Origin of the sequence: Streptomyces lanatus (genome assembly GCF_014655715.1) — a bacterium.
Classification (GTDB): domain Bacteria; phylum Actinomycetota; class Actinomycetes; order Streptomycetales; family Streptomycetaceae; genus Streptomyces; species Streptomyces lanatus.
Genome location: NZ_BNBM01000017.1, coordinates 139,280 through 163,579 on the forward strand (window position 1 = coordinate 139,280; position 24,300 = coordinate 163,579).

The 24,300-nt window shown below is 70.8% G+C and carries 32 protein-coding genes; 16 read left to right on the plus strand and 16 right to left on the minus strand.

The features are described 5' to 3' along the window. Nucleotides 1–20: 20 nt before the first annotated feature. From IE325_RS35085 to IE325_RS35135, 11 genes are all read right to left on the minus strand, one after another. On the minus strand, nucleotides 21–875 hold the full coding sequence (locus IE325_RS35085) for a hypothetical protein (RefSeq protein WP_190074171.1): 855 nt from the start codon (nucleotides 873–875) through the stop codon (nucleotides 21–23). Between the two features lie 69 nt (nucleotides 876–944). Beyond that, a complete protein-coding gene (locus IE325_RS35090) occupies nucleotides 945–1,772 on the minus strand; it encodes a hypothetical protein (RefSeq protein ID WP_190074172.1) in 828 nt (275 codons plus the stop codon). Between the two features lie 87 nt (nucleotides 1,773–1,859). Beyond that, entirely contained in the window at nucleotides 1,860–2,114 is a 255-nt protein-coding gene (locus IE325_RS35095; RefSeq protein ID WP_190074173.1) for a hypothetical protein, read from the minus strand. Between the two features lie 86 nt (nucleotides 2,115–2,200). After that, nucleotides 2,201–2,923, minus strand: a complete 723-nt coding sequence (locus IE325_RS35100; protein WP_190074174.1) for a hypothetical protein — start codon at nucleotides 2,921–2,923, stop codon at nucleotides 2,201–2,203. 96 nt (nucleotides 2,924–3,019) lie between these two features. Beyond that, entirely contained in the window at nucleotides 3,020–3,553 is a 534-nt protein-coding gene (locus tag IE325_RS35105) for a hypothetical protein (protein WP_190074175.1), read from the minus strand. A gap of 79 nt (nucleotides 3,554–3,632) precedes the next feature. Further along, on the minus strand, nucleotides 3,633–4,001 hold the full coding sequence (locus IE325_RS35110) for a hypothetical protein (protein WP_190074176.1): 369 nt from the start codon (nucleotides 3,999–4,001) through the stop codon (nucleotides 3,633–3,635). Nucleotides 4,002–4,184: 183 nt separating this feature from the next. Further along, the gene (locus IE325_RS35115) at nucleotides 4,185–4,421 is read right to left on the minus strand and encodes a hypothetical protein (protein ID WP_190074177.1); all 237 of its coding nucleotides are present in this window, start codon (nucleotides 4,419–4,421) and stop codon (nucleotides 4,185–4,187) included. Nucleotides 4,422–4,485: 64 nt separating this feature from the next. Continuing rightward, nucleotides 4,486–5,217: a hypothetical protein gene (locus IE325_RS35120; RefSeq protein WP_190074178.1), complete on the minus strand. Its 732-nt coding sequence runs from the start codon at nucleotides 5,215–5,217 to the stop codon at nucleotides 4,486–4,488. Between the two features lie 64 nt (nucleotides 5,218–5,281). Then, nucleotides 5,282–5,728 carry a hypothetical protein gene (locus tag IE325_RS35125; protein ID WP_190074179.1) on the minus strand — a complete coding sequence of 149 codons (447 nt, stop codon included), beginning with the start codon at nucleotides 5,726–5,728 and terminating at the stop codon, nucleotides 5,282–5,284. A 74-nt stretch (nucleotides 5,729–5,802) separates the two neighbouring features. Further along, a complete protein-coding gene (locus IE325_RS35130) occupies nucleotides 5,803–6,312 on the minus strand; it encodes a hypothetical protein (RefSeq protein ID WP_190074180.1) in 510 nt (169 codons plus the stop codon). A 144-nt stretch (nucleotides 6,313–6,456) separates the two neighbouring features. Next, on the minus strand, nucleotides 6,457–6,747 hold the full coding sequence (locus tag IE325_RS35135; protein ID WP_190074181.1) for a hypothetical protein: 291 nt from the start codon (nucleotides 6,745–6,747) through the stop codon (nucleotides 6,457–6,459). 262 nt (nucleotides 6,748–7,009) lie between these two features. Here IE325_RS35135 and IE325_RS35140 point away from each other — a divergent pair, with 262 nt between their 5' ends. The 14 genes from IE325_RS35140 (at nucleotide 7,010) to IE325_RS35200 (ending at nucleotide 18,441) form a co-directional block, all read left to right on the plus strand. Further along, entirely contained in the window at nucleotides 7,010–8,653 is a 1,644-nt protein-coding gene (locus IE325_RS35140) for a hypothetical protein (RefSeq protein ID WP_190074182.1), read from the plus strand. A gap of 202 nt (nucleotides 8,654–8,855) precedes the next feature. After that, nucleotides 8,856–9,701 (plus strand): hypothetical protein, encoded by an 846-nt coding sequence (locus tag IE325_RS35145; RefSeq protein WP_190074183.1) that lies wholly within the window; start codon nucleotides 8,856–8,858, stop codon nucleotides 9,699–9,701. 141 nt (nucleotides 9,702–9,842) lie between these two features. Then, entirely contained in the window at nucleotides 9,843–10,202 is a 360-nt protein-coding gene (locus IE325_RS35150) for a hypothetical protein (RefSeq protein ID WP_190074184.1), read from the plus strand. 61 nt (nucleotides 10,203–10,263) lie between these two features. Further along, entirely contained in the window at nucleotides 10,264–11,775 is a 1,512-nt protein-coding gene (locus IE325_RS35155) for a hypothetical protein (RefSeq protein WP_190074185.1), read from the plus strand. 141 nt (nucleotides 11,776–11,916) lie between these two features. After that, on the plus strand, nucleotides 11,917–12,354 hold the full coding sequence (locus IE325_RS35160) for a hypothetical protein (protein ID WP_190074186.1): 438 nt from the start codon (nucleotides 11,917–11,919) through the stop codon (nucleotides 12,352–12,354). Nucleotides 12,355–12,448: 94 nt separating this feature from the next. Then, nucleotides 12,449–13,333 (plus strand): hypothetical protein, encoded by an 885-nt coding sequence (locus IE325_RS35165; protein WP_190074187.1) that lies wholly within the window; start codon nucleotides 12,449–12,451, stop codon nucleotides 13,331–13,333. 88 nt (nucleotides 13,334–13,421) lie between these two features. Continuing rightward, a complete protein-coding gene (locus tag IE325_RS35170; RefSeq protein ID WP_190074188.1) occupies nucleotides 13,422–14,516 on the plus strand; it encodes a phosphoadenosine phosphosulfate reductase domain-containing protein in 1,095 nt (364 codons plus the stop codon). Between the two features lie 144 nt (nucleotides 14,517–14,660). Continuing rightward, nucleotides 14,661–15,554: a deazapurine DNA modification protein DpdA family protein gene (locus IE325_RS35175; protein ID WP_229912232.1), complete on the plus strand. Its 894-nt coding sequence runs from the start codon at nucleotides 14,661–14,663 to the stop codon at nucleotides 15,552–15,554. 121 nt (nucleotides 15,555–15,675) lie between these two features. Further along, complete coding sequence (locus IE325_RS35180) at nucleotides 15,676–16,587, plus strand: hypothetical protein (protein ID WP_190074189.1); 912 nt, start codon at nucleotides 15,676–15,678, stop codon at nucleotides 16,585–16,587. Nucleotides 16,588–16,656: 69 nt separating this feature from the next. Then, nucleotides 16,657–16,932: a hypothetical protein gene (locus IE325_RS35185; protein ID WP_190074190.1), complete on the plus strand. Its 276-nt coding sequence runs from the start codon at nucleotides 16,657–16,659 to the stop codon at nucleotides 16,930–16,932. A 27-nt stretch (nucleotides 16,933–16,959) separates the two neighbouring features. Further along, nucleotides 16,960–17,091 carry a hypothetical protein gene (locus tag IE325_RS46725; protein ID WP_268256380.1) on the plus strand — a complete coding sequence of 44 codons (132 nt, stop codon included), beginning with the start codon at nucleotides 16,960–16,962 and terminating at the stop codon, nucleotides 17,089–17,091. Nucleotides 17,092–17,146: 55 nt separating this feature from the next. Beyond that, a complete protein-coding gene (locus IE325_RS35190) occupies nucleotides 17,147–17,590 on the plus strand; it encodes a hypothetical protein (RefSeq protein WP_190074191.1) in 444 nt (147 codons plus the stop codon). Then, the gene (locus tag IE325_RS35195; protein ID WP_190074192.1) at nucleotides 17,580–17,900 is read left to right on the plus strand and encodes a hypothetical protein; all 321 of its coding nucleotides are present in this window, start codon (nucleotides 17,580–17,582) and stop codon (nucleotides 17,898–17,900) included. Before IE325_RS35190 ends, IE325_RS35195 begins: the two co-directional genes overlap by 11 nt. After that, nucleotides 17,893–18,441 (plus strand): hypothetical protein, encoded by a 549-nt coding sequence (locus IE325_RS35200; RefSeq protein WP_190074193.1) that lies wholly within the window; start codon nucleotides 17,893–17,895, stop codon nucleotides 18,439–18,441. The genes IE325_RS35195 and IE325_RS35200 overlap by 8 nt, the downstream gene beginning before the upstream one ends. A 36-nt stretch (nucleotides 18,442–18,477) precedes the next feature. On the opposite strand, the gene IE325_RS35205 is transcribed toward IE325_RS35200, so the two are convergent. From IE325_RS35205 to IE325_RS35220, 4 genes are read right to left on the minus strand one after another with little or no spacing between them, the layout of a single operon-like run. Further along, on the minus strand, nucleotides 18,478–19,902 hold the full coding sequence (locus IE325_RS35205) for an FAD-dependent oxidoreductase (protein WP_190074194.1): 1,425 nt from the start codon (nucleotides 19,900–19,902) through the stop codon (nucleotides 18,478–18,480). Further along, nucleotides 19,895–21,088, minus strand: a complete 1,194-nt coding sequence (locus IE325_RS35210; protein WP_190074195.1) for a DUF6545 domain-containing protein — start codon at nucleotides 21,086–21,088, stop codon at nucleotides 19,895–19,897. The genes IE325_RS35205 and IE325_RS35210 overlap by 8 nt, the downstream gene beginning before the upstream one ends. Nucleotides 21,089–21,135: 47 nt before the next feature. Beyond that, complete coding sequence (locus IE325_RS35215) at nucleotides 21,136–21,723, minus strand: hypothetical protein (protein WP_190074196.1); 588 nt, start codon at nucleotides 21,721–21,723, stop codon at nucleotides 21,136–21,138. Nucleotides 21,724–21,740: 17 nt separating this feature from the next. After that, a complete protein-coding gene (locus IE325_RS35220) occupies nucleotides 21,741–22,367 on the minus strand; it encodes a hypothetical protein (protein WP_190074197.1) in 627 nt (208 codons plus the stop codon). A gap of 382 nt (nucleotides 22,368–22,749) precedes the next feature. Between IE325_RS35220 and IE325_RS35225 the strand changes: the two genes are divergently transcribed. Both IE325_RS35225 and IE325_RS46730 read left to right on the plus strand, forming a co-directional pair. Then, nucleotides 22,750–23,241 carry a hypothetical protein gene (locus IE325_RS35225; protein WP_190074198.1) on the plus strand — a complete coding sequence of 164 codons (492 nt, stop codon included), beginning with the start codon at nucleotides 22,750–22,752 and terminating at the stop codon, nucleotides 23,239–23,241. A gap of 368 nt (nucleotides 23,242–23,609) precedes the next feature. After that, nucleotides 23,610–23,741: a hypothetical protein gene (locus IE325_RS46730; protein WP_268256381.1), complete on the plus strand. Its 132-nt coding sequence runs from the start codon at nucleotides 23,610–23,612 to the stop codon at nucleotides 23,739–23,741. Nucleotides 23,742–23,771: 30 nt separating this feature from the next. Here IE325_RS46730 and IE325_RS35230 read toward each other — a convergent pair whose 3' ends face one another. Next, the gene (locus IE325_RS35230; RefSeq protein ID WP_190074199.1) at nucleotides 23,772–24,254 is read right to left on the minus strand and encodes a hypothetical protein; all 483 of its coding nucleotides are present in this window, start codon (nucleotides 24,252–24,254) and stop codon (nucleotides 23,772–23,774) included. Nucleotides 24,255–24,300: the final 46 nt, after the last annotated feature.

Below are 24,300 nucleotides of genomic sequence, written 5' to 3' on the forward strand. Positions count from 1 at the left end.
GGGGTTGTCCTTCCGGGCGTTCAGCGGGCGAGGTGCGGGGCGAGGGAGGCGAGGAAGTCGACGCCGACGGCGTGCAGGTCGACGGAGGCCGGGGTGGTGTCGCGGACCCGGGCGGCGGAGTCGGCGGCGGGCGCGGCGTACCCGTACGCGCCGGGGCGGGACCCGAACGCGATGCCGCCCTGGTCGGTCTGCTCGACGTCGACGTACTGCGCGAGGAACGCGGCCATGCGGCGCGGGAGTCGGCCCCGGACGTCGCGCATGGGCCAGGTCTTCGGCTCGAGCGGCTTGCCGGGCAGGAACCGGGCCACGGCCCGTTCGACGGCGCGCACCGGTCCCTCGATCTGGACGTCGCACAGCACGTTGGAGCCGTGCAGGGTGGCCGAGGAGCGCAGGCCGGACGAGGACCAGGTGACGGTGGACGTGTTCACCAGCAGGCCGCCCCGCTCGTACGTCGCTGCGCCCTGGGCGCGCATCGCAGTGCCGATCTCGTAGAGCAGCTCCAGGCGCACGCGGGCGGTGTCGTCCTCGCGGGCGTAGACGGCCTCCTCGTCGTCGACGACGGGCAGCACCAGGCGCAGGATCTCGCGGGCGACGGCGGCCGGGGCGGTGGTGGCAAGGGTGAGGTCCGGCCGGTACGGCTCGCGGTCGGGGAGCTGCCATCCGATCTCGGTGGTCCAGGCGTGGCCGTTGGCGACGAGGACCAGGGCGCGCTTGCCCTGTACCAGGCGGGCGGCGGGGTGCCGGGCGGTCCACCAGGGGGCGTACGGCTCGACGGTCCAGGGTGAGCCGGCCCGCGCGGGCAGCAGCGCGGCGACGCGCTCGGCGAGGGTGCGCGCGGGGCAGGCGGGGCGGGTCGGGGCGGTGACGGTGGTCATGTCGTGGGGCCTTTCGAGGGGGCCGCGCCCCCCGGGCGAGGGGCGGGGGCGCGGCCGGGCGAGTGAGGGTCAGACCAGGTGCACGGCGGCGGCGAGCAGGAAGTCGATGCCGACCGGGCCGACCTGGGCGCAGACCCGGGTGCCGTCGTGGACGGGGTCGCCGAGCTCGGCGCGGGAGGGGAGCGCGATCCAGCCGTGCAAGTCGCGGTAGCCGCCGAACTCGACCTCGTCGGCGTCGACCGGGCGGAGCTGCGGGAAGCGGTCCGTCAGGTGGCGCGTGAACGGGCTACCGGTGTCCGTGGAGGCGTGGCCGTCCATCGGGGGCAGCAGGACCGGCAGCGCGCCGTGCAGGCCGCTCACGGGGCCCTCGTAGGTCAGGGAGAAGCCCCCGGCGATGCCGTACGACCACACGGCCCACTCGGCGCTGCTCGCGGCCGTCCACTCGATGCCGGGGCCGTCGGGCCGCTCGCTGGCCTGGGCGTTGACGCCGTGGTCGATGAGGTGGAACCCGAACTCGGTCAAGGCCGTGCCCTTGGCGTGCAGGACCTGACGCCACCCCATCTCGGCCTCGGTCGTCCGGATTCTCTCGGCGTCCAAGTCGGCGAGGATCCAGCGCAGGGCGCGGGAGGCGAGCGTGGAGACGGAGGCCGGGTCGGTGGAGTCGACGACGTCGTCCGGCGTGTACGGGAACAGGCCGGGCCGCTCGGCGTACAGCTCGACGCGGTTGCCCTCCTCGACGACGAGCAGCGCGCGGCGGCCGTCGGTGATCCGGGCGGTGGCGGCGTTGTTGCGGATGCCGTAGGGGGCGGGGCCGACTGTCCACGCCTTGCCCCGGCGGGCGGGCAGGAGGGCGGCGAGCGGGGCGGCGGTGGTCGCCTGGGCAACGGCAGAGATCACGGGGTGTTCCTCGCTTCGTGGTTGGTCCGGCGCGGTGCTCTCCGGCCGGGGTATTGGGGCGTGCGGGTGGTGCTTGCGTCGCGTCGGTCAGACGACGGCGGGCTCGAAGCCCTCGACCTCGTCGATCAGTTCGGCCCCGTCGTCGGCGACGTATTCCTCGTAGGCGCGTTGGACGGCGTCCTTGTGGTCGTCGACGAGGAATTCGGCGGCGAACAGTTCGCCGATGTCGTGGCCGTCGACGAGTTTGCGGATGGCGTCCTGGTCGCCGTCCTCGACGGCGTGGGACTCGGTGATCTCCAGGTGTCCGGCCCAGGTCCAGCGACCAATCAGGAGGATCGACATGGGGTTCCTTCCGTGCGTGTGGTGGGCCGCGCCCCGGGGCGGCTCGTACGGCCAGGCCCCGGGGCGCGACGTCGGGGGAGGGCGGGCTATGCCTGTTCGGCTTCGCCCTTGCGCAGGTAGCGGCCGGTGTCGACGTGGTGCTGCCGGGACGCGGAAGACTCGAAGTCGAAGTCGGCGGGGTCGTAGCCGGTGACGGTGCGTATCGCGGCGGCGGACCGCTCGGCGAGGTTGTCGAGTCCGTCGGCGGCGCTGGCGAGTTCGAGGTAGACACCCTCCCCGCACTCCTTCACCCCGTCGGGCAGCTCCGGGAGCTCGGGGAAGCCGTCGGCCTCGTACGGCGTGTACGTGAGGGTCAGGTCGCCCTGGTAGTCGACGACGAACTCGAACTCGGCGGTGTACGGGCCAGCGATAGCGCCGGAGACGCCCCAGTACCCGGACTCGGCGGACCAGCCCTGGCCGAGGAGCCGGGCGGTGGCGCGGGCGATGTCGGAGACGGCGAACGGGTACTCCGTGCCGGGCGAGGGCGTGTAGTTGCCGTGCTCGTCGAACAGTGGCGGCTCGGGGTCGGCGGCTGGGTGCTGGGGCATGCTGTCGGGGCGCTCGGCGAAGTAGTGCGCCTGGGCGCGGCGCAGGACCGTTCCGGCACCGTCGGTGACGTCCGCGTCGGCGAAGTGCAGGAGGTCGGCGATCACGTCCTCAACGGCCGTGTACCCGCCGTACTGGGTGCAGTAGCGGTCCCAGATGGCACGGCCACGTGCCGCGCGCTCCGCCGGGGTGCTGCTGGTGGGGTCCTGGGCAATGTCGTCCACGGGGTGTTCCTCCGGTTCGTGGTTGGCCCGGCGTGCTCTCGCCGGGTAGTACGCCGGGCGGGCGTTTCCTGTGACGCCCGCCCGGCTGAGGGGCGGTCAGCGCTGGTTGCAGGGGCGGCCGTTGTCGACGGCGATCTCGGCAGCGAGGCGCAGGTGCTTCTCCCAGACCTTGAAGACCTGGCGCAGCCAGTCGTCCGTGCGCTCCCACTGGTGCGGGCCGTCGGCGTGCAGCAGGTGCAGCGCGTGCGCCTGCTCGGTCTCCCGCTGGGCGAACTTGGCGAACTCCGGGCGGGCCGGGTCCAGGCGGCGGGGGAACGGGAGCTCACGGTCGACGAGCGGCACCAGGACGTACTCCCCGAGCTCGGCGGGGAACCGAGCGGCCGGGTGGTCCACGGCGATCTGCTCGGCCATGAACAGCTCCTCGCACGCCTCGGTGGGGAGCTCCTCGTACGCGCCGGGCGGGACTGCCACGAACTCCCGGGCGGCGGCGTCGAGGCGCTCGGCGATGGCGTAGAGGGTGGCGCGGATGCTGGGGTCGGTGGTGAAGCGGTCGCGGGCGATCTCGGCGACGACGCGGGCGCGCTGGGCGGCCTGGGCGTACTGGCCGACGAACGGGGCGGTGGTGGACATGGGTGTCTCCGTCTCCGGGGTGTCGAGAGGGGCCGGGGCGCGGCGGGGGAGGGCCGCGCCCCGGCGGTCAGGGGGTGGCTCAGGCGGCGATCAGCGCGGCGCGGACGACCTTGTACTCGGCCTTGCGGGGCTTGTACGCGGCGGCGATGTGCGCGACCTGGGCGCGGGTGTACCGGTAGGCGGTGACGGCGTGCTTTTTGAAGCCCTGCGCGGTGCGGCGGATGCGGGCGCGGCGGCCCTTGATGCCCGCGTTCTTCGCGGCGGTGCGCAGCGCCTTGACGACGCCCTTGACGGTCTCGCGGTCGGCGCCGGTGGCGATGACGTGCGTGGCGAGGGAGCGGGCGGTGGTGCGGACGCGGCGGGCGGCGCGGGCAACTTCGCGGCGGGCGGCGGAGGCGGCGCGGTTGGCGCGGACGCGGTCGCGGAGGACGGTGCGGGCAGAAGCCATCGGGTGCTCCTCGGTTCGTTGGTTCGTCGGCGGTTGCTCTCCGCCAACAAGAAAATAGTACACCAGGGTGAACACTGAGGGGAACGCGTGGTCCGAAATGATCCGCGTTTCAGCAGATGGGAATGCACCCGACCCTTCCGGTGAGAGTCGGGTATGTTGCCTCTGGCTTACTGTTCCGGGCGCTCAGAACAAGGCGTCGTCCTGGGGGGTGGACGCGACAGCCGGCCCACGGGTGCGGGCGGCGCGGCGCGGGGTCGGCTCGTCCCCGAACAGGGCGTCGGTGCCGTTGGCGTGCGCCACGGCGTCCACGCGGCGGGTGACGGCGCGGGCGTCCACCAGGGCGAGCGGCGCGGTCGGGTCGAAGTCGGCGCGCTGCATGGTGGACCAGTCGATGCCCTGGGCGTCGGTGGCAGTGCTCACGGGGTCTCTCCTGTCTCGGGCGGCCGGGGCGCGGTGCTGCGCCCCGGCGGGGCTGAAGGGGCGGTTACGCCTCGGTGGGCGTGGTGACGTTCAACTGGTCGGCGCTGATCGTGTCCTCGCGGGGCGCCGTGTCGGGCGTGCCGTCCCACAGGACGCGGGCTCTGAACGGGCCGTAGAACGAGGGCCGGTACAGGTCCAGCACGAGTCCGGCGGACGGGCCCTGCCCGAAGGTGACACGGTCCCCAACGGCGTAGCCCCCGCTCTCCTCGCGCTCCTGCGTGATGTCGGCCGGGTCGACGGGCCGGACCAGGTCGCGGCTGGTAAGGAACGTCTCCTCGTACCCGTCCCACTGCACGGCGACCAGGCCGTCAGGGTCGACGCGGCGCAGGGTGCCCCGCTGTATGTACCGGCGGGGCGCCCGGTCGTACCCCCACGCGGGGGTGTGCCAGGCGATCCGCTCGACGCGCTGCTCCGGCTCATACGCGACGGGGCACCATGCGGCGGGCACGTACAGCACCAGGTCGTCAGGCTCGGCCGTGTAGTTCCGGCCGTCCAGCGTGATGGTGCCGGTGTCCCGGGCCAGGGCATGGAGCGGCTGCGTCAGGGCGTAGCGGGGGCGGGGGAACGGGCGGGCGGAGCGTAGGCCGGCTGCGTGGGTGAGCGGTCCGTCGTCGATGCCGACGAGCAGGTCCCCGCCCCGGATCTGCCGGGCGGGCGCGACGCGTACGAGGGAGTGCTCGATGCCTTTCGGGAGTTGCGCGGCGGCAAGGTCGGCGGTGATGGCCATCAGGGGCATGTCGTGGGACCTTCCGGGAGGAGTGGCCGGGGCGCGGGGTGCGCCCCGGCGAGCGGGGGAGCTGTCAGGCGGCGGTGGTGAGGCGGGCGCGGGGGTTGGTGGCCTCCTCGCGCATCTCGCGGGCGGTGTCGCGCACCGTGGCCATGACCTCCTCGGCCTGGCCCGGGGTGAGCCGCTCGGCGCCCTCGCGCGGGCCCTCCTCGGCCTCCACGACGGCGAACACGGCCGCGTATATCTCCGTGGCCAGCAGCCGCGCCCCCTTCATGCGCTGGGCGACCGAGCCGGGCCGGGCGGCGTCGAACTCCTCGCGGGCCGCCGCGACCTTCTGCCCGTAGTACAGGGCGGAGCCCCACCCGTGCTCGACGTACTCGGTGCGTACGGTCGTCTCGGCGATGTGCAGTCCGTCGCGGATCGCGCGGTTGGCCTGCCCGCGCTCCATCAGGCCGTCGCGGACGTACTTGTTCACGACATCGCGGGCGGCTCGCTCGGTGGCGCTCATCTTCCGGGCCATGGGGTGGGTCCTCTCGTGTGCTGTGCGGGGCCGGGGCGAGGCGGGCGCCCCGGCGGGGAGCTGTGGGGGTCGGCTCACGGCTGGTTGTGCTCGAACCACTGGGCGTCGAGGGCGAACAGCGCGGCGGAGAACTCCTCGGTGCCCGGGATGGCGTTGATGCGGGCCAGCAGCTTGCGACCGGCGGCGACGGTGTGCGGGGTGCCGTCGTCGTCCGTCCAGGCGTACGCGGGGCGCGTGGCTACGGTCGCGCACAGGTCGGCGAACTCGGCCTCCCCCTTGCACTGCGGCGGGATCCCGGGGCCGCACTGGCGGTTGCCCATGGTGGCGCAGTCCCAACCGGTCTCGTCCTCGTCGACGCGGCCGTCGCCGTTGTCGTCGCCCATCAGGTCGGCGCGCCCGTCGGTCCAGCCGTCGTTGTACGCGGTGACGGTGTCCGACTGCGGGGCGAAGTCGGCCGGGGTGGCATCGGAGGCGCCGATGGTGCCCAGACCACCCAGGATGATCACGGCGGTACCGGCGGCGAGCAGGGACGCCGGGCGGGGGCGGCGGGCCAGGATGCGGCCGAGACGCGGGAAGCGCTGCATGGGGTGTTCCTTCGTTCGCTGGTTCGGCTCCGGTTGCTCTCCGGGACCGTGGGCGGTGCGCCCTGCGCCCGTTCCGACAGACAGCCGGCCCAGGGGCGGGGCGCACCGCCCGCCGGGGGGTGGCGGCGGGCGGTGCGGTCTGGGTTACGCGCGTCCGGCGCGCGCCTCCTGCTCGAGCCACTGGTCGAGCAGGGTGTCGAAGTCCTGGCCGGTACGCGCTGCGGCGTAGGCGGCGGAACGGTCACCGGCGATGAGGCAGTGGACGGCCGCGCCGTCGATCGCGTCGGCCTGGCGGTGCGCCTCCTCGACCTGGTCGTCGTAGGTCTCCTCCTCGTGGGTGAGTACGAGGTTGTGGACCTTCGCGTCCGCCGTACCGAAGCCGGTGGTGACGGTCAGGAAGAACAGGAGCTGCGGCTTCTTCGCCAGGGTGACCATGGGGTTCCTCGCTTCGTTGGTTGGCCCCGGTGCTCTCCGGGGCGACGAGAAGAACAGTACACCAAGGAAAATCCAGCACAACACCCCGAACACGAGAAACTCGAAGAAAGTGCAGGTGGAGTGCCAGAAAATCACACGGCGCACACTCCCTAGATTTCCCTTGATTGACTATTCATCGGTAGGGCTGTACGTTCAGGGCACGCCACTAGGGCGGGGTCGGGGCGAGCATCCCCGGCCGAACCAACGAACCGAGGAGCACCCGATGGCTGAGCCCCAGAAGACCGGCATCAAGAACGCGGACGAACTCATCACCCTTGCGGCCGCGTTCGGCCTGACCGTGACGGTCGAGACGACCGACCGCGAGACGCTCACCAGCTACGTGGTGCGCTTCGCGATCCCCGTCCCCGTCGCGTACGCCGGTACAGAGCTGGGCCGCACCATCGCGGGCGACACCATGACGCTGCTGTGGACCAAGGCGAAGAAGAAGGGCGCCCGGGGCTGCCTCGTGGACGCCACCGTCTGGAGCGTCGTCTCCCACCGCAAGCTGCGCACCCTGCGGGAGGCCACCGCCGCCGTCGAGACCCTGGGCCACAACTCCGCCAAGTACGCCCGTGACGCTGCGCCCCTGCCCGAGGACGTCGTCGACGCCCCGCACGCCCTCTACATCGACGGGAAGCTGCGCAAGGAGGGCATCCCCGCCGAACGCGTCCGCACCTTCGTGAAGAACCGCCGGTTCAACGGCCTGGTCACCCACCAGGACGACGACGGCGGCATCGTGTGCGACAACCGCCGCTATGTGCCCGTGACCACTGAGCCGGCCCCGGCCGAAGAGGCGCCCGCCCCGGCCGCCGAGGAGCGCATGCACGTCCGCATCGCCAACGGCGGCAGCCCCGAGCTCCTCGACAGCCGCGACGCCCTCGATGAGATCAACCACGCGATGATGGACGGCAAGCGCGACGTCCGCGAGATGTCCGAGGGCCGGGGCAACGCCCGCATCGTCTACCGCGACCAGCGCGGCACCGTGGAGCTGCGCCGCGCCACCGCCGAGGACATCGCCGCCTACGCCCCCGCTCCCGCCCCGGCCCCGGTCGACGAGAAGGCCCGCCGTTGGGCCGAGGGGTTCGCCGCGAAGTGGTGGGCGGAGCAGCACACCGGGGAGCCCACCGACGCCGCCCTGGCCGCCGTGTTCGCCCACACGGTGAAGCCTCCGAAGCGTGAGGCGTACCCGCTCATCCGAGAGGCCATCACTGCACTCACGCCCCCGGCCGCCGCCGCACCCCTGTTCGCCGCTCTCGCCGCCCGTGAGGCCGCCGACGAGGCCGCCGACCTGGCGCCGTCCAGCCTTCACCGGCTCATCAACCACATGGAGACCATGCCGCTCGCCGCGCCCCCCGCGCTCCACGAGAGGCTGCGCGCGGCCCGGGACACCGCCGAGGGCGCGTGGGAGTCCCTGCGGGTGGCTCACAGCCTGCCCGCCAAGAACGCCGCCCGCAGTGCCGCAAAGGACGCCATCGTGCGGGCGCGCGCCGCCATCCTGGCCGTCCAGCCGCACGCCAGCCGAATGCACGGCACCGACATGCCCCACACCGCCGACAGCATCCGCGCCGCCGTGCTCGCCTACATGTACGTCGGGGCCACCCCTGACGAGACCGACGCCATCGAGAGCGGCACCGCCGAAGTACGCGTCGACTGCCGCCCCGACACGGGGACCGGATGGATGGTCACCGCCCGCGTCACCGCCGGAATCCGGGACGTCGGCTGGTTCCTCCCCGCGCACCCGCCCATCGTCGTCAAGTTCCGCAGGGTCGACGGCCGCCAGAGCCCCGCTGACAACGCGCGCAAGGTGATCGGCTCCATGCTCCGCGTGGACGTGCCCGTCAAGTACAAGGACGCCGCCCGCCACTGACCCCGTCCGGCGCCGCCCGGCCGGATCGGGTCGGGCGGCGCCCTCGAGGCCCCATACGCGCCCGCGCGCGTGTGGACGGTCCAGAAAGTCCAGAAACCCGCGTCACCAGCCCTGTTCCCCCCAGGGCGACGCAAGCCGCGTCCGCGCGGCCCACTGCCCGGCGAGAGCACGCCGGAACCAACCACGAAGCGAGGAGCACCCGATGTTGACTGCCACCGTGCGCGCCGAAGAGATGGCACGCCTGGTCATCGCCGCCGCCCAGCAGGACAACGACTGTGTCGTGACCAGCGGCCTGGTGGACGCCGTGATGAAGCTGCACGCCGACACGGAGCAGGGGATGGCGAACAAGGCGTCCGTGCGCCGGCTCATCCGGCAGCAGGCGGCACCGGCCGGTGTCCGCGTCGTCCTCACCGACGATGAGCGGTACTGGGCCATCCGCGAGCAGCTCCACCACATGACCGGCGATGAGGTGCACGCGCTCCGCGACAGCATCGCCGACGGTGGCGACGTGGACCCGCGCGCCAACGACCGCGTGCTGATCGACGCCATCTCCGTGCGCCTGTCGAACCGGCTCTCCCCGCGCCGCCTGGACGGTGTCGAGCCGGTCTCCATCCGTCTGTGGGACGAGCCGGAGCCGGACGGGGTGGGGTCCATCCCGGAGTACGCGCAGCACCCGGGGGTGGTCGAGGCCCTGGAGATCCTGCGGGCGGCCGAGGTGCCGGTGGCCACGTTCCCCGGCCGCAAGATGCTGTATCGGGAGTGGCACAGCCCGCAGGGGCCGCAGGGCGCGTTCATCTGGCCCGGGTTGGGCCAGACGCTGGAAGTCTCCTGGTTCATCGACGGCGCGCACGACGAGCGGAGCATGCGGTCCCGCGACACCCGCACGGTGCGGGACACCCGGAACTCGGCTCTCGACGACATCGCCGGGGCGTTCCGCGGGGCGGGCTGGACGGTGTGGCGGGTGGAGAGCAGCAACACGGCGACGCGGCGCGGTCTCCGCGTGGACGTGACGCCCCCCGCGGCCGCGGAGCCCCCGGCCGGTTCCTGACGTCGCCCGGTTCCGTCTGGTCCGTCGGGTCAGGCGGAACCCCCGCAAGCCCCCAGCCCCGCTCTCCCCCCTGCCGTTGCCGTCCTGGTCGCCGAGTGCGTCCAGGCGCTGCGGTGCGCTCCCAGGAAGGCTCAGCCCGTCATGCTTCCCCCCTGGCTTCGCTCTCGGCTCCCCGGTGAGTCGCCCACCCGTTCGTTCGTCGCGTTCACCGATGCGGTCGCTCAACGGCTGGAGCTGCCGCCCGCGTCCCCGGCCGAGGTGTACGAGCGCCGCTACGGCACAGACCGCGTCTGGATGGTCTGGCGCTTCAAGAACGGCGGCGCGTCCCTGTTCCTCGAGCGGCCGTACGCGGAGTTCCGGGAGGGCGTGACCGTGAACGTCCAGTGGCACCAGTCGCCGGACCCGGAGGTGGTGGCCGCGATGGTCCGGGCGTACGTGCGCCGAGGACGTCGTGAGCAGCGCCGCCCGTGCTGGCTGGTCCGGCTGCTGCGCTGGCGCTGAGCCGGCCGCCGTATTCCGCGCAGCTCCCCGCCCGTGGTCCACCCCTGCCGAAGGATCCCCCGTGTCTGTCCCTGCCCTGTTCGACCTGCCCGACGTCCCGTTGAGCACCGCGGCGGTGCCTGCCACGTTCCGCCCGTCCGGCATCACGGTTCTCTCGTACGGGCTGGGCGCGGACAGTACGGCGATCCTGTTGCAGTTCCTCGCCGCCCCGGAGCGGTACGGACTGCGGCCGGACCTGTCCGATCTGGTGGTCGTACACGCGGTGACGGGGGATGAGTGGCCCGACTCCCTCGAGTTCGTCGAGCGCCTGGTGCTCCCGTTGCTTCGGGCCGCCCGGGTGCGCCTGGTTCAGATCGCCCGGGGCGGGCCGGAGGACGCCGACGGGGTCGTGATCCTGGACGACTCCCGGCAGCCGTGCCGGATCTTCGCTCAGGGCCCGTGGAGGCTGTCCGACGAGTTGCGCGCGGCGGGGACGGTCCCCCAGATGGCGCGGGGCAAGCGGACGTGCTCGATCAAGTTCAAAGGCTGGTGCCTGGATGCGTGGGCGGCCGCCGAGTTCGGCACGTCGTCGTTCCGGCGGGTCATCGGCTACCACGCGGGGGAGATGGACCGGGCCGAGAAGGACTCCGGTATCCAGCGCGAGGCGAACGCGGGCGCGGGGCGCACCATCTGCGAGCCGTACTATCCACTGATCCACGCACGGATGGGGCGGGCCGCCGTGGAGGCGTACGTCCTCGAGCGGCTCGGCGAGAAGATCCGTAAGTCCTACTGCGCACAGTGCCCCTTCAGTGGGGTCTGTGCGTCCCGTGGGGCGCATGAGGAGCGGCTGAGGCTGCATCCGCACGTCGCGGCGGACGTGCTGCGCATGGAGTACGTGTCGCAGGCCCTGAACGAGCGCCAGGCGCTGTACGGGGAGAAGTCGCTTGGAGGCCGGCTCACGCAGGACGGCCGGAACGCGGCGGTACTCGATGCGTTCGCCCTGTCCCTCACGCAGGCCCCGCACGCGGTGTACGAGATACGCCGGATCTACTTCGCCGCCCGTACGGACGACTGCCGGAAGTGGCACGGCAAGAGCTGCCGGGCGCCTCGCTGGTGGTGTCGTCAGCCCCGTACGGAGCTCTGCGCCCAGGCGCACCCGGTGGGCCGGTTCGAGCCGTGGTGCTCCGGTCATGACGAGTGCCGGGGTGAGGCGAAGAAGGGCCAGGCGTGGCGGTCGGTGCGCACCGTGTACGAGGGGACCCGGGCCGAGGCCGAGGCGTACGTGTGGGCGATGGCCGCCAAGCACGGCATGCGCCTGGAGGCGGGCGAGCACTCCGGGATCGAACGGGCCCACTACATGACCGAGGGCGACAGCTACCCCACGGCGTCCGCGTACCTGGTGGCCGCGCCGGCGGGGGTGCACGACAAGCAGCGCCCGACGTTCGAGGAGCGGTTCACGCAACTGACGGGCCGGGTCGGCACGGTGGGCACGCCCGTGCGGGAGCTGCCGGAGCAGAAGCCGCGACGGCTCACGGGCGGGGCGCCGCGCATCCTGCGGGCGAAGACCATCGGGGGCGTGATGCTGATCGCCTGACGAATGGCAAGCCGGAGGAAATTCCAGGGTCGAAACCTCTGTGTTTCCCTGGGGAATCCCCACCCAAGATTACCCTGGGTGTACTATTCTTCGTGTTGGCGGGAGAGCAACCCGCCGAAACCACGAAGGAGGAACACCCCTATGACCCTTGCCCTGGCAGTGAAGCCCTGGTGGGAGTTGGCCGAGCAGTACGGCCAGCCGCGCACGGTCATGCACCACGCCGCCCAGTCGTTCCCCGTCCCCCGTGAGCAGCACGAGGCGTACGCCTTCAACATCGCGGCGGGCAAGGTCCTGCGCGAGTCCGGCGTGCGCGCCGCGAACGGCAAGACCTGGGCCCTGACCATCCGACTCGTCGAGTACATCGAGCCCGTCACCCTGCGGACCCGGTACGCCCTCGACTTCTGGACGGTCACCCCGGGCGGCAAGTGGTACGTCGCCGACCACGACACCCGCGCGGTGATCGAGGGCGTCTACGAGTACGCCGTGCACATCGAGGCCGATCGGCCGTCCGTCCCCGTCGACGCCGAGCGCGTCGGTCGCGGCCCGGTCGCCTACTACGACGTCACCGACGTCGCCTGACCGGTCCGGTCCTCTCTCGCCGGGGCGCGACCGTACGTGCCGCGCCCCGGCACCCTCCCTCAGCTCGCCAGACTTCACCGAGGAGAACTCCGTCATGACCCGTGCCGCTTGGGACGCCACCCCGACCGACTACCAGGCCCGCCTCCTGCTCGCCGCCCTCGACGACTCCCAGCACCGCATCCCGTCCGACGCGAAGACCCGGACGCTCGAGATCATGGCGGGCAACCGCGAGTGGATCCGGGCGCACCGGCTGACGTCGACCCTGGCCGCCGTCGAGTCGGGCGCGAAGGACTACGTGCTCACCCACCACGGCGTGAACGCGGCCAACCGCGTGCGCATCGCGGAACTCGCCAAGCAGTACCCGTTCGGCTCCGGGGCCGTGTACATGCCCGAGGGAGCCACGAAGCGGGACGTCGTCGTCGTGAACTCCGGTCCGGAGAAGGACGGCACCGTCGAGGTCCTCAGCGCCAAGCAGGGCGGCCAGCCCGTCCGCGTCCCGCTCGGTGCGCTGCAGCCGCTGCCCGAGCCGACCCCGGAGCCCGAGGGCGAGTGGACCGAGTGGTGGACCGTCATGGATCGCACCGGCCAGGAAGTCGCCCGCGTCAAGGGTGGGGAGCTGCGCTCGCTGGCAATGAAGGCCGTCGAGCGCGACCCGGTAGCCGGTCCCGTGTCCCGCCGGGAGGGAGGCGTGGGCCTGCGCCGCCTGCGCTCCTCCGAACTGTCCATCCCCGTCGGGGAGCTGCGCGGCCTGCCTCGGGTTGCTCCGGCCCCCAGGCCTGTTGAGATCCGCCGGTCGAATGGCCGCACCGCCACGGTCATGGCCGGGTTCACGCGGAAGTCGATCCCGACGCGTCTGCGGGAGGCCAACGCCCCGGGCCGCTCGGTCTACAGCGAGGCCGCGGGAGCGAACCGGTGGCGCTTGCCGGGTGGCGAGGAGATCACCCACGGCGAGGCCGCGAAGCGGTTCCTCGGCGACTGACCGCCCCTCCGGCCGGGGTGCGGCCCCACGCTGCGCCCCGGCCCCCGCCGCCCATCTCCGCCCGCGCCACGCCATCGAGGACCCCGCCATGCAGACCGCGACCCTGTTCGACCTCCCCGACATCCAGACTCTCCAGGAAGCCCCCACGGCCGCCGCGCCGGCGAAGCCCAAGCCGAAGCGGAAGGCGCGCACCGTGCACGCGTCCGTACCGCTCGCCCCGTGGACGACCGTGCCGGACGAGCTGATCCGGGACGCGGACTGGGTGGTCATATCCAGCTCGGGCGGCAAGGACTCGCAGGCGATGCTCTCGTACGTCGTCCGCCGCGCGAAGGCCCTGGGGATGCTGCACAAGCTGGTCGTCGTCCACGCGGACCTGGGCCGGGCGGAGTGGGAAGGCACCCGCGAGCTCGCCGAGCTCCAGGCGCGCCTTGCGGGGGTCCGCCGGTTCGAGGTGGTGACGTCCGGCGTCGACTTCCTCGACCGGGTCGAGATCCGTCACGGCAAGCTCAAGGCCAAGGCGGAGGCGGAGGCCCTCGAGCGCGGAGAGGACCCGGCGGAGGCCAAGGTCGCGCCGGCCTGGCCGTCGAGTGCAGCACGCTGGTGCACGAGCGGGGAGAAGCGGGGGCCGATCCGGACCCTCTACACGCGGCTCACGGACGAGCTCGCGCACCTGGGCCGTCCCGTGCGGATCCTGGCGTGCATCGGGCAGCGCGCGGCCGAGAGCGACCAGCGGGCGAAGCTCGCCGAGGTGGAGATCGACCGCGGGGCGAGCAACGGGAAGCGGCACGTGACGACGTGGCGGCCCATCCACGCGTGGAGCACCCGGAAGGTGTGGCGGGAGATCGCCCGTTCCCGCCTGCCGTACCACCCGGCTTATGACTGGGGAAACCGGCGCCTGAGCTGTGTGTTCTGTGTCCTCGGGTGCAACAACGACCTCGTGAACGGCGCGCGGCGCGTGCCGGGGCTCGCCGCGGCGTACGCCCGGACCGAAGTCAAGGTCGGGGCCGACTTCAAGAAGGGGCTGAGCATGGCGGAGATCATCCGGCGCGCCCAGGCCCTGGAGAAGGCGGAGGGGCCCGCAGCGCGGCCGCCGGTCGGTACGGCGATGGCCGAGCACGTCGGACGGGCCGAGGCCACCAAGTACCGCAACCGTCAGGTCACGTTGTACGGCCTGGCCGCCTGAGCCGGCCCGCTCCGGCGGGGGCCGTCCTGGTGGGCGGCCCCCGACTTCTTCCGCGGATCTCTAGCCCCTCCGATTTCCCTTGGTGTACTATTACTGGTGTTGGTGGAGAGCAACCACCGACGAACCAACGAAGCGAGGAACACCATGTCCGCTGCCGTTCTCTTCGACGTCCCCGCCGCTGCGGCGAATGCCAAGCCCAAGGAAAAGCGTCCCGCCCCGGTGTACGCCGAGCGTCGGTGGTTCGCCGACCTCGACCGGGTGACGTACCTGGGCACGCATCAGCCGTCTTGGCTCGCCCGCGAAGAGTTCGGCAACGACTGCATCCCGCTGTGCGTCGCTCACCAGCGGCTCGACGGTCGCAAGACCCTGCCGCGCGCGGTCACACCGTGGATGCTCGACTCCGGCGGCTTCACGGAGCTGTCGAAGTACGGCCGTTGGACGGTGTCCCCGTACTACTACGCCGAGGCGGCGCGCCGGTACTACGACGAGACCGGCCTGATGGACGCCTGCGCGATCCAGGACTGGATGTGTGAGGACGAGATCCTCGCGAAGACCGGCCTCACGATCGCCGACCACCAGGTCAAGACCGTTGCGTCGTTCCTCAACCTGATGACGCTGGACGCCGACCTCCCGTGGATGCCCGTGATCCAGGGCCGCACGCTCGACGACTACCTGCGGTGTATCGACATGTACGACCAGGTCGGCGTGGATCTCACGCTCGAACCGGTCGTCGGTATCGGCTCCGTGTGCCGCTTGCAGCAGACCGACGAGGCCGCCCGGATCATCGAAACGATCTGGGGGATGGGGATTCGCCTGCACGGGTTCGGCTTCAAGAAGACCGGTCTCCGCCGCGTCGCCCACCAGCTTTACAGCAGCGACTCCATGGCCTGGTCGTACAACGCCACCAACCGGGCCCCGATGCCCGAGTGCGTGGGCAAGCACGTCCACTGCGGCAACTGCCCGAAGTACGCCATCGCCTGGCGTAACGCGCTCCTCAACTCCCTGCCGGACGACCCGCAGCTCCTGCTCGCCGCCTGATCCCGGCAGGCCCCCGGGGCGCCCCTCGCGCGCGCCCCGGGCCCCGTTCTGACACAGCTCGCCGCGGCGTGACGTTCCTCCATGCGCCCGGCATCTCCGCAACGTCCCTGGAAGGACACCGATGGACTCCGTCGTCTTCACCCCGAAGGACATCCCCGCCCTGCGCCGGGCCGCGAAGTTCCTGCGCCGCACAGAACTGACCCTGCCGGACACCGCGCACCCCAAGACCCACGACGCCATCCTGGTCTCCGCGCTGCGGCTGGACGACCAGGCCGACGAGCTGGGCGGGCAGGCCCCGGACCCGTCGGTGCGGGAGACCCGGCGCCCGATCTTCAACCAGCTCGTCGCCCCCGAGGCCGGCGGGCCCATGTTCCACGAGGAGGCGAAGGCGCTCCTCGACGCCCACGAGGACGCCGTCCGGGCCGCCGCCGCGGTGAGCGTGCTCCGCCTCCAGGGCGCGATGCTCGCCCTGCACCCGAAGACCGCGAACCCCCGGCACGGCTGCTGCGCCGCGCCGAAGCTGTGCGGCGGACACCGGCCGGAGTGCCGGAGCAGCGAGCACACGATCGGCGGCCGCGACCCGTGGCCGTGCCAGTCGCTGCGCGCCGTCGGGATCCGTAGCGACGAGGACGCCCAGGCCGTGCGCCAGGCCCTGGCCGAGCTCGAGCGCCAGGCCGACCCCGACGGCTACCCGAGCCGGAAGAAGACGAACCGCGGCCGCACCGTGCATGCCACCAGGCAGCTCGACGACGGCATCGGCGACGCCGGCGCGTGCGGCATGTACTTCCGGCTGGACACGGTGAGCAGCCTCGAGGGCCCCGACACCGAGGTGTCGTGCCAGGCCTGCGTGAAGGCGCTCCTCCGCAAGCGCCAGGAGGCCGAGGCCGCGGTCGCCGACGAGGCCGCGCACCGCTGCACCCTGCCGCCGAACCGGTTCCTGCCGTGCGGCTGCTGCCCGCACCAGGTCTGCGAGGACTGCGAGTGCTGCGCCCACAAGTGCGAGTGCCGCACCGGCGGCACCCCCGCCGAGTAGCCCGTCCCGGCCGGGCGTCCACCGCGCCCGGCCCCCGTCACCACCCGTCCCACCGGCAGGAGATGCGAGATGACGACGTACGAGCGCCTCATGGCCGAGCAGTGGCCGACCGGCAGGTTCGGCCGCCCTGCTGTCGACGAGCCGGCCCGCACGGCATCCGCCGCCACGGACACGCCGGAGCAGCAGGCCGCGCGCCGCGCCGCCCTGAGCGAGGCCCAACACGGTTGGCGCCTGCCGGACCAGCGCTCGCAGAAGAACCGCGAGCGCACCGCCGAGCGCAAGCGTGCCGCCCGCCCGCGTCACCTGCGCGTCGTGCCCAATCCCGCCGACACCGAAGCCGCTTGACCACCTCACGCCCAGAGAGGCACCGCCATGCGCTGGAACGTCACGCCCCGCCGCCGCAAGCCGAACTCCGGCCGCTGGAAGGCCGACCGCACCGAGTTCGCCCGCCGCCCGCCGTGGCCGCTCGAGCTCCTGAGCCTGTCCATCCCGCGCCCCGCCTGATCATCCGCCCACCGCCGCGGTGCACGCCGCGGCCGCCCCCGAGAACGGAACCCCAATGCCCAACCAGCTCGCCGTCGTCCGGTCGCTCCGACAGGACGTCATCGGCCCCCACCACCACTACTCGTTCGGCGAGATCGCCACCATGCCCGTCGAGCCGTACGAGGCGGTCACGGACGCGATGGCCGCGATCCTCGAGCGCGTTGCCGTGGCCGTCGACTGGCGGCGCCTCCTCGTCGAGGCGTCGTGGCGTCACATGCGCCTGCACCCGGACCGGAAGGAGGAGCTGCTCCGGTACCAGAGCGAGGCAGAAGGGGTGTGCGGCGAGTGCCTCGCGGAGGCCCTGTTGCAGGAGAACACGGGCGCGCCGGATTGGGAGCGGGAGCCGGACGCCGAAATGCGGCATCAGGCCGTCGATTGGGCCGCGATCGTCGCCGAGGTCCTCCAGCACCGTCGGGGCACCATCGAGCACCAGTACCGGACGCCGCACCGTGGCCGGTGAGTCGGCCGCGGGCCGCACCCTGGTCTGCCACTGGTGGGACGACGGGCACGGCGGTCGCCACCTCATCCCCGTGTGCCACGCGCGCGTGGAGAACCCCGACCTCGAGGTCTGCAACTGCCCCACGATCGAGCAGCAGCTCCAGGCCGCACGGCGCCAGAACGCCGCGACGGGCCGGGCGCTGCGCGGTCAACAGGCCTGGCACGATGCGATCGTCCGGGCCGTCTACGACCACCCCGACGGGATCGCCATCATAAAGGCCGCCGCCGACCTGGCCGAGCGCGGGTACGGCAGGGGGCAGCGCCGTGCATGACGTCGACCTGGACGGGTTCCGCCTCGAGGAACAGTGGTTCGACGACGAGTTCGAGATCCTCCGGGGCCGGCGGCAGCCCGTCGATCGCTGGTCCGACCTGCTGTTCCAAGCGACGTGGTGGCAGGACGCCGACGCCGCCCGGACCATCTGGCGCCTGGACGAGCTCAGCGAGCAGCAGTGCGCGCTGATCCACCGCTTCGTGGCCATGCACGAGGAGGAGACCGGCACGCTCCTGGCGTGGGAGAGCACGCACGCGCCGGTGCCCAGCGGGGACGTGGCGTTCGACGCGTACGACCGCGGGCAGTCCCAGCTCCTGGAGATGGTCAGCGAGCACGGGTGGATCCACCGCACCGACCTGATGCTCGCCCTGCAGCGCCGCATGCGCGGGTGGCCGGCAGTCGAGGGGACGTGCTTCTGCGGCTACCCCGTCACCGAGGGTTGGACCACTTTGCGTGCCACGCCGGGATGGAAATTGCCTGATCGGACGGGCGATGCCAGCGCCGAACTCATCTTCGAGGCCCTCGTGTGGCGCCACCCTTGAGGCGTGGCGCCTGCGATGTTGGGCGCGGGAGAGGATCTACGACCTGGGGGACGCGGCAAGGTTGTTCAGGCCATCCAGCAGTCTGCGCTCCGAGGGGGTGAACGGTGGCTGATCAAGTTGAGGGCGCAAGGGGCCGACCAGGGCCGTCAGCAGCACACGAGGGTGGACGACGGACGCGGGCGAAGCCTGTAGGGCCAGCAGATCGGTCAGAGCTGTGGCGGCGCGGAAGGATCCAGTGGCGGTGCGGGACAGGCGACTGACGTAGCGCTGCAGGAGCCGATCGAGGAGGTTCGGGTTCGCGCCTGTCGTGGTGGAGTAGTGGATGTCCTGTCCCACGGCGAGGGCCCAAGCGGTGTCGACGGGGCCTGCGATGGCACGTTGGGCACGGCGCGCCAGGCCTGGGGTCAGGCTGTCCGATACCAGAGAGCGCAGCGCCTGAGCGCCTTGCGCAGCCACCGATATGCCCTGCGCGTAAACGGGGTTGAAGGACGCGACGGAGTCCCCCAGGACCACCAGGCCCTCCGGCCACCGACGGAGCCGTTCGTAGAAGTAGCGTCGGTTGGCCGTGCTGTGGGTGACACTGACGTCGGTGAGTGGTTCGGCGTGGGCGAGCAGGTCCGCCAGGATTGGGTGGCGCAGCGTGCGGGCAAAGGACTCGAAGGCGTCCGGATCTCGGGTGGGTTGCCCGCCGGGGGCGCCCATCAGACTGACGTGCCAGCGGTCGCCTTCGATGGGCAGGAGCCCGCCGGCGTTGCCGGGCTGGGGCAACCGGGGGTCGGCTTGCACACCAACCATGGGCCAGTCGCGGGTGGGGACGGGAGCGCGGTAGAGGCGGCTTGCGTAGACGAGGCCCGAGTCGATGCGCTTCTCCTTGAGGCCGGTGATGCCCAGTTCGGTGAGCCATTGGGGGGCGCGCGTGGCCCGGCCAGAGGCATCGATGACTAGCTGTGCGCGCAGTTCTGATTCCTTGCCGTTGGTGGCTTGTACCCGCACGCCGGTGACATGGCGGTGGTCTCCGATCAGCCCGACGACCTTGGTACTCGTGCGCACGCTGACCCGGGGGTCTTTGAGGACCTGTGCTCGGACGACGGAGTCGGTCAGGTCACGGCTCGCCGAAAACATGTTGTGGGTGGCACGCTGCCAGCGGCGGTACCAGCCCTCGGGAGAGTAAATGACCATGTTGGTCGTCATCGGTATGCGGTTGGCGCCCGCGGCCAGCAACTGCTCCATGGTGCCGGGCAGCAGACTTTCGATGGCCTCGGCACCGCCGGCATGTAGGAAGTGAATATGTGCAGCCTGGGGCACTCCGGTGCGTGGCTCAGGCCCGTCGGGTAGATCGTGGGCCTCGATGATGTCCACAGAATCGACGTGGTCCTTCACCGCGGCCGCAGCAAGCATGCCCCCGATGCTGCCCCCGATGACCACAACACGGGTGGAACTCCGGCGCGATGCTTCAGTCATGACGGGCTACTTTCTGCTGGGGCACGTAGTGCTCTTGAAGGTTGCGGACGAGGGGCGAGGTCAGTGCCATGGACAAAGGGATGAGGTCCACCCCGCGCCGCGCCCGAGCCTCGGTGGCCTCTAGCTGGTGATCCGGATTGGTGCGCTGCCGATCGCGAGCGGCGAGGATCATGGCTGCCTCAGCGGTGATCGCTGCGGTGGACTCGTCGTCGCCACCACGGAGGGCCGCGGCATAGGCGAACTCGCGGACAGCGGGGTCGTAGTAGGGCGCCAGAGCATGGACGGCGTCGTAGAGGGCTGTCTTCCGCCCGGTCAGGAGCACCGCCGGAGGAGTGCGCCACCAGGGCAGCGACGCGCGGATGGCGCCAGGGGTTGACACGTCCCTGACAGCACGCCACAGCGGGGTGAGCTGACGCAGTTGCCGGATGGTACGGGCGATTTCTGCGACGCGCGGAGCAGCGAGCGGCACAACGAAGCCGACGGCGCCGAGCAGAGAGGCTGGAGCCGCCAACTGGCGGGTCACGTCGCCAGCAAGGAAGTCAAGGTTGTAGCCCATCCACCGGGCGGCCACAGCCACCAGCCTGACGCCGTCGTAGCTCACCACGATCAGGTAGGCGGGAGCGAGGATGAGCAGGCCTGCTCGAAGAGAGCCCTGGACTTCCTTCGACCAGAGCCAGCAGAGGATGCTCGCGGTCATCATGGCGACGCCCTGCGCCACAAGGTAAAGGACGATCATCTCGCGGATGTATGGGGTGTTGGCGTAGTAGACGTCGAACAGGGTCACCTGCTCCACGGGAGCGTCTCCCGCCCAGAACAGGGCGATGACGGCAAAGAGAGCCAGACTGTAGGTGCTGATGCACATGCGTGAGGCACGCCGTGTCTGGTCCAAGGGCCCCGGGCGCCAGTTGATGATCAGCAGGAGACTTGCGCCAGAGAAGGCGATGGTCGTCGAGTACACCGCTGGGGCGGCAACGTTGGTGATCCCGGTGAACTGGTTGAGCGCGACGATGGAGTCCGGCGCGGCTAGGACCATGAGGCAGCCGGCTGCGAAGAGGAGCACGCAAGCGGCGCGGAGCAGCATGTCGTGCCGCCTCCGGATCAGCGCCGGGACTTTGAGGGCGCAGACCAGTAGGAGGATGAACCCGCACGCGTAGAAGCCGATACTGTCGGATATTCCGGATGTCACCTTGCTGCTTCTCTCCTGGATACCTGTGCCGTGGGACGCGGAAGCGGCTAACTCCGGCGGACTCGGTGCGCCATGGACGCCTGTATGCGGCCGGCGAGCTGGTCCGGGTCAGCGGCGGTGCGCGCCCGGGCGAGGGCAACCTGCACGTCCGTGGCAAAGCGGTACCCGAAGAGCTCCGCCTCCACTTCGTGCTCGTTCTCGTGGGCGCCGGCGCGAGCAGCGAAGTGCAGGGGGGCATCCATGCTGGTTTCGGGAGAGAGCTCCGCGCCGTCCATCTCGGCGATGAGGGCGACGAGTTGCGCCAGCGCGTCAGGCGGCTGTCCTTCGTTAGAGCGTGCCGCGGCAGCTCCGTGGGCTGTGAGGTCGCTGCAGTGCCCCTCGAGCATGTGCCATGTCTCGTGACCGATGATCACCAACTGATGCTCGAGGTCGGTGTTCTCCTCGTAGCCGATCAGGTCGTGGCCGGTGCGGTCGACCCACACTCCGCTGGCGATCCCTGGGGGAAACGGAACCGAGCGCAGCCTCACCGGACGCCCTCGTACCTGGGTGAGGGCATCGCCTATCGAGGCGATTAGGTTGTCGTCGCTGAGCGTCGGGCGCAGGTGGCGGATGAGCTGTGCACTGCGCTTACGCATCCCTTTTGGTCCCGAACTCACCGGTCTCCTTGGCTGTCATCAAACTGCAGCAGGGCTGTGAGGGTCGCGTTAAGGACTTTCCAGCGCTCCGGTGGCAGGTCACGCGCCTGCCGGAGGCGGACACTTCGGACGTCGTCGAAGGAATCCTCCGCCGGAGTCAGGGAGTCAGGCCCGGGAACGGACGGCTCGGAGGTCGGTTGCTGTTCGGCGAGGATGCCCAGCAATACCCGGTTGAGGGCCTCGGGCGCAGGCGCTGTGAAGAATGCCTCCTTGCCCTGGACGCCGAAGAACTCCACGAGGCCATGCAGGAGTTCAACGCTCGGTGTCTTTTCGCCGGAGCAGACCTGGCGTGCCCAGACACCGGAGATACCCAGCTTGCGGGAGACGTTGCCGGCGAGATCCGACATAGGCTTTCCGGAACGCGCCAGATGGGCGTCGGAGAGTGCCTTGATACGAGCTTGCACCCGATCGTTGACAGTGTCGGCGGGTGGATTCTTGCCCCTGAGCAGGCAGCGAACAGTGTGCTCGGGCAGCGCCGACTTGGCTGCCAGGTCCCGGGGGTTGAGGATGGCTGACCTGTCCAGGTTCTGTTCTCTGATGTGCGTCTCGAGGCGCCTGAGAGTCTCGAGGACCGGATTGCCCACCGAAGTGCTCCCGCGGGGTTGGTGATCAGTCGTGGTGCCCCCGCACTCTACGCGGGCCACGCCAGAAAAGAAACGACCGTTGTCAGGCAGAGAAACGATCATTGACATCCGCTGTGTCCCCATTGCAAGATCCCGGCAGTGGAACCGGCTCGTCCACAACCAGTACGTGACCGCTGGCGGGCGGGGCGAAGGTCCCTCGCGGAGGGCGGCGCCTCGCCCATGGCGTGCGTCGCGCGTCGAACGAGCCAAGGTCGCAGAATTCGAACTAATATTCGCACTATGTAGCAGGCGAGACAGACGGGGATCGTGACGATCTCGGACAACGGGACACCCCCCACGTGCCCACCTTGACCATGGCGCCACTCGACGGGACGGACAGCTAGTGACGATCTCCCACGACTCATCTCCGCTTTCGACCCTTGGCATCCGGGTAGACGCCGCCAGACGAAGCGCCATCCCATCGCATGGGCTGCCTGGCATAGAGAGCTCGATCGAGTTCCGCCTCGGCCCGGAACACGCCCCGGTCCAGAGCATGCGCCGCGCCCGCAGTTTCGTCGCGAAGGTGCTGCCGGCACTCCTTGCTGGCGCACTCAATGCCAAAGTCGTCGAGGACGCGACGCTCGCCGTCCTGACTGAACTCGTCGACGTCACCGCTCGGCATCGCGTCAGCGTCGACCTGAGTGGCCGGGTCTCGTGCGACGGTGATCATGTCCTGATCACGGTTGGTGAGATGGGCAGGCCGTTGCCAGCGCCCGAGGAGGAACCGGGCCTGTTCCTCGTCTACCGCCTGGTCGACGACATCGGCCAGCATCGCGGCGACGGCGACGGATACGCGACTTGGGCGTCCATTCCGGTCCGGCTGAAGGCTCAATAGGACCAAGGCGCCTCCGCTCGCCGTCCACTTGCCTTCTGGGAGTGGGTCCCCTCTACCCTGCCCAGGTAGTTGCGGGCATGGAAAGCGGAGCCGAGTCTTGCCGTCCGGCGTTCCCCCCGGAATGAAGTCGCCGACTGCCATTGGGGCGTGAGCCGATTTCGGCAGTTGCTCATTGGGGGAATTGCAATCTGGTGGAGCTTGGAAAGCTGGGTTCTGGAGGCGTGGTGCCCGGAATTCCCCAACTAGTGCACCGATTACCCCAAGTGTGTGACGCGCATCACAGGTGGAGTCCACATGTTGGACGCTCTCGAGTCCGGTCGACGCGCCTGCAAGGCTGATCGCGTTCCTCGTTCCCTGCTCCTGGACGCATGACGGACTCAAGTCCTGTCGATGCCGTGCCCGAGATGCTCGTGGAGCAACTGGCGAAAGGCATGGCCGGAAGCGTCAGCTCCTGCGGCACCCTGCTCTTCGCGGTCCCCGAACCGCCAACGTGGCTGTGACCGTACGCGTTTGACGCCGGCGCCCGGCGCCTAGACCTGCTGTCGTGCGAGGTCGCCGAACAACACCATGTGCTCTTGCAGGTGCGTATGGCTTGTTGCGGCACTGTGCCACTCCACGTCAGGGATGGGCGTTCCAGCGGGTCGCTTCCACCATGTCTCGATCGTCCGTCGAAGCGTGGCTATCTCGATCAGGATGTCCACGGCCACATTGGCGATGTCATCGGTACCCGTCAACTGCACGTCGATCACGGCCCGCCTCAGGGTGCGCTCCACGACCTCAATCTCTTGGAGGGAGTCTCGCGTTCCCGGCGGCTCGGCGAGCGATTGAGCATCGTAGGAGTCCGGGATCATCGCGTTGAACCTGTCCGACAAGCCGTCCGCGTCAAGCAGGAAGGCCCGGTAAACCTCCCGCCGCGTCTGCCGCCTGTACAGCGTGATTGATGAGTGGGCGGTCAGGTACGCGCCCCCAGATGTCGCCACAGCGCCTGCCAGGGCGCCCAGCACGGCCGCCAAGCCTTGATCCACTACGCCCCCGCCCAGTCAACGAACGCTGATCACG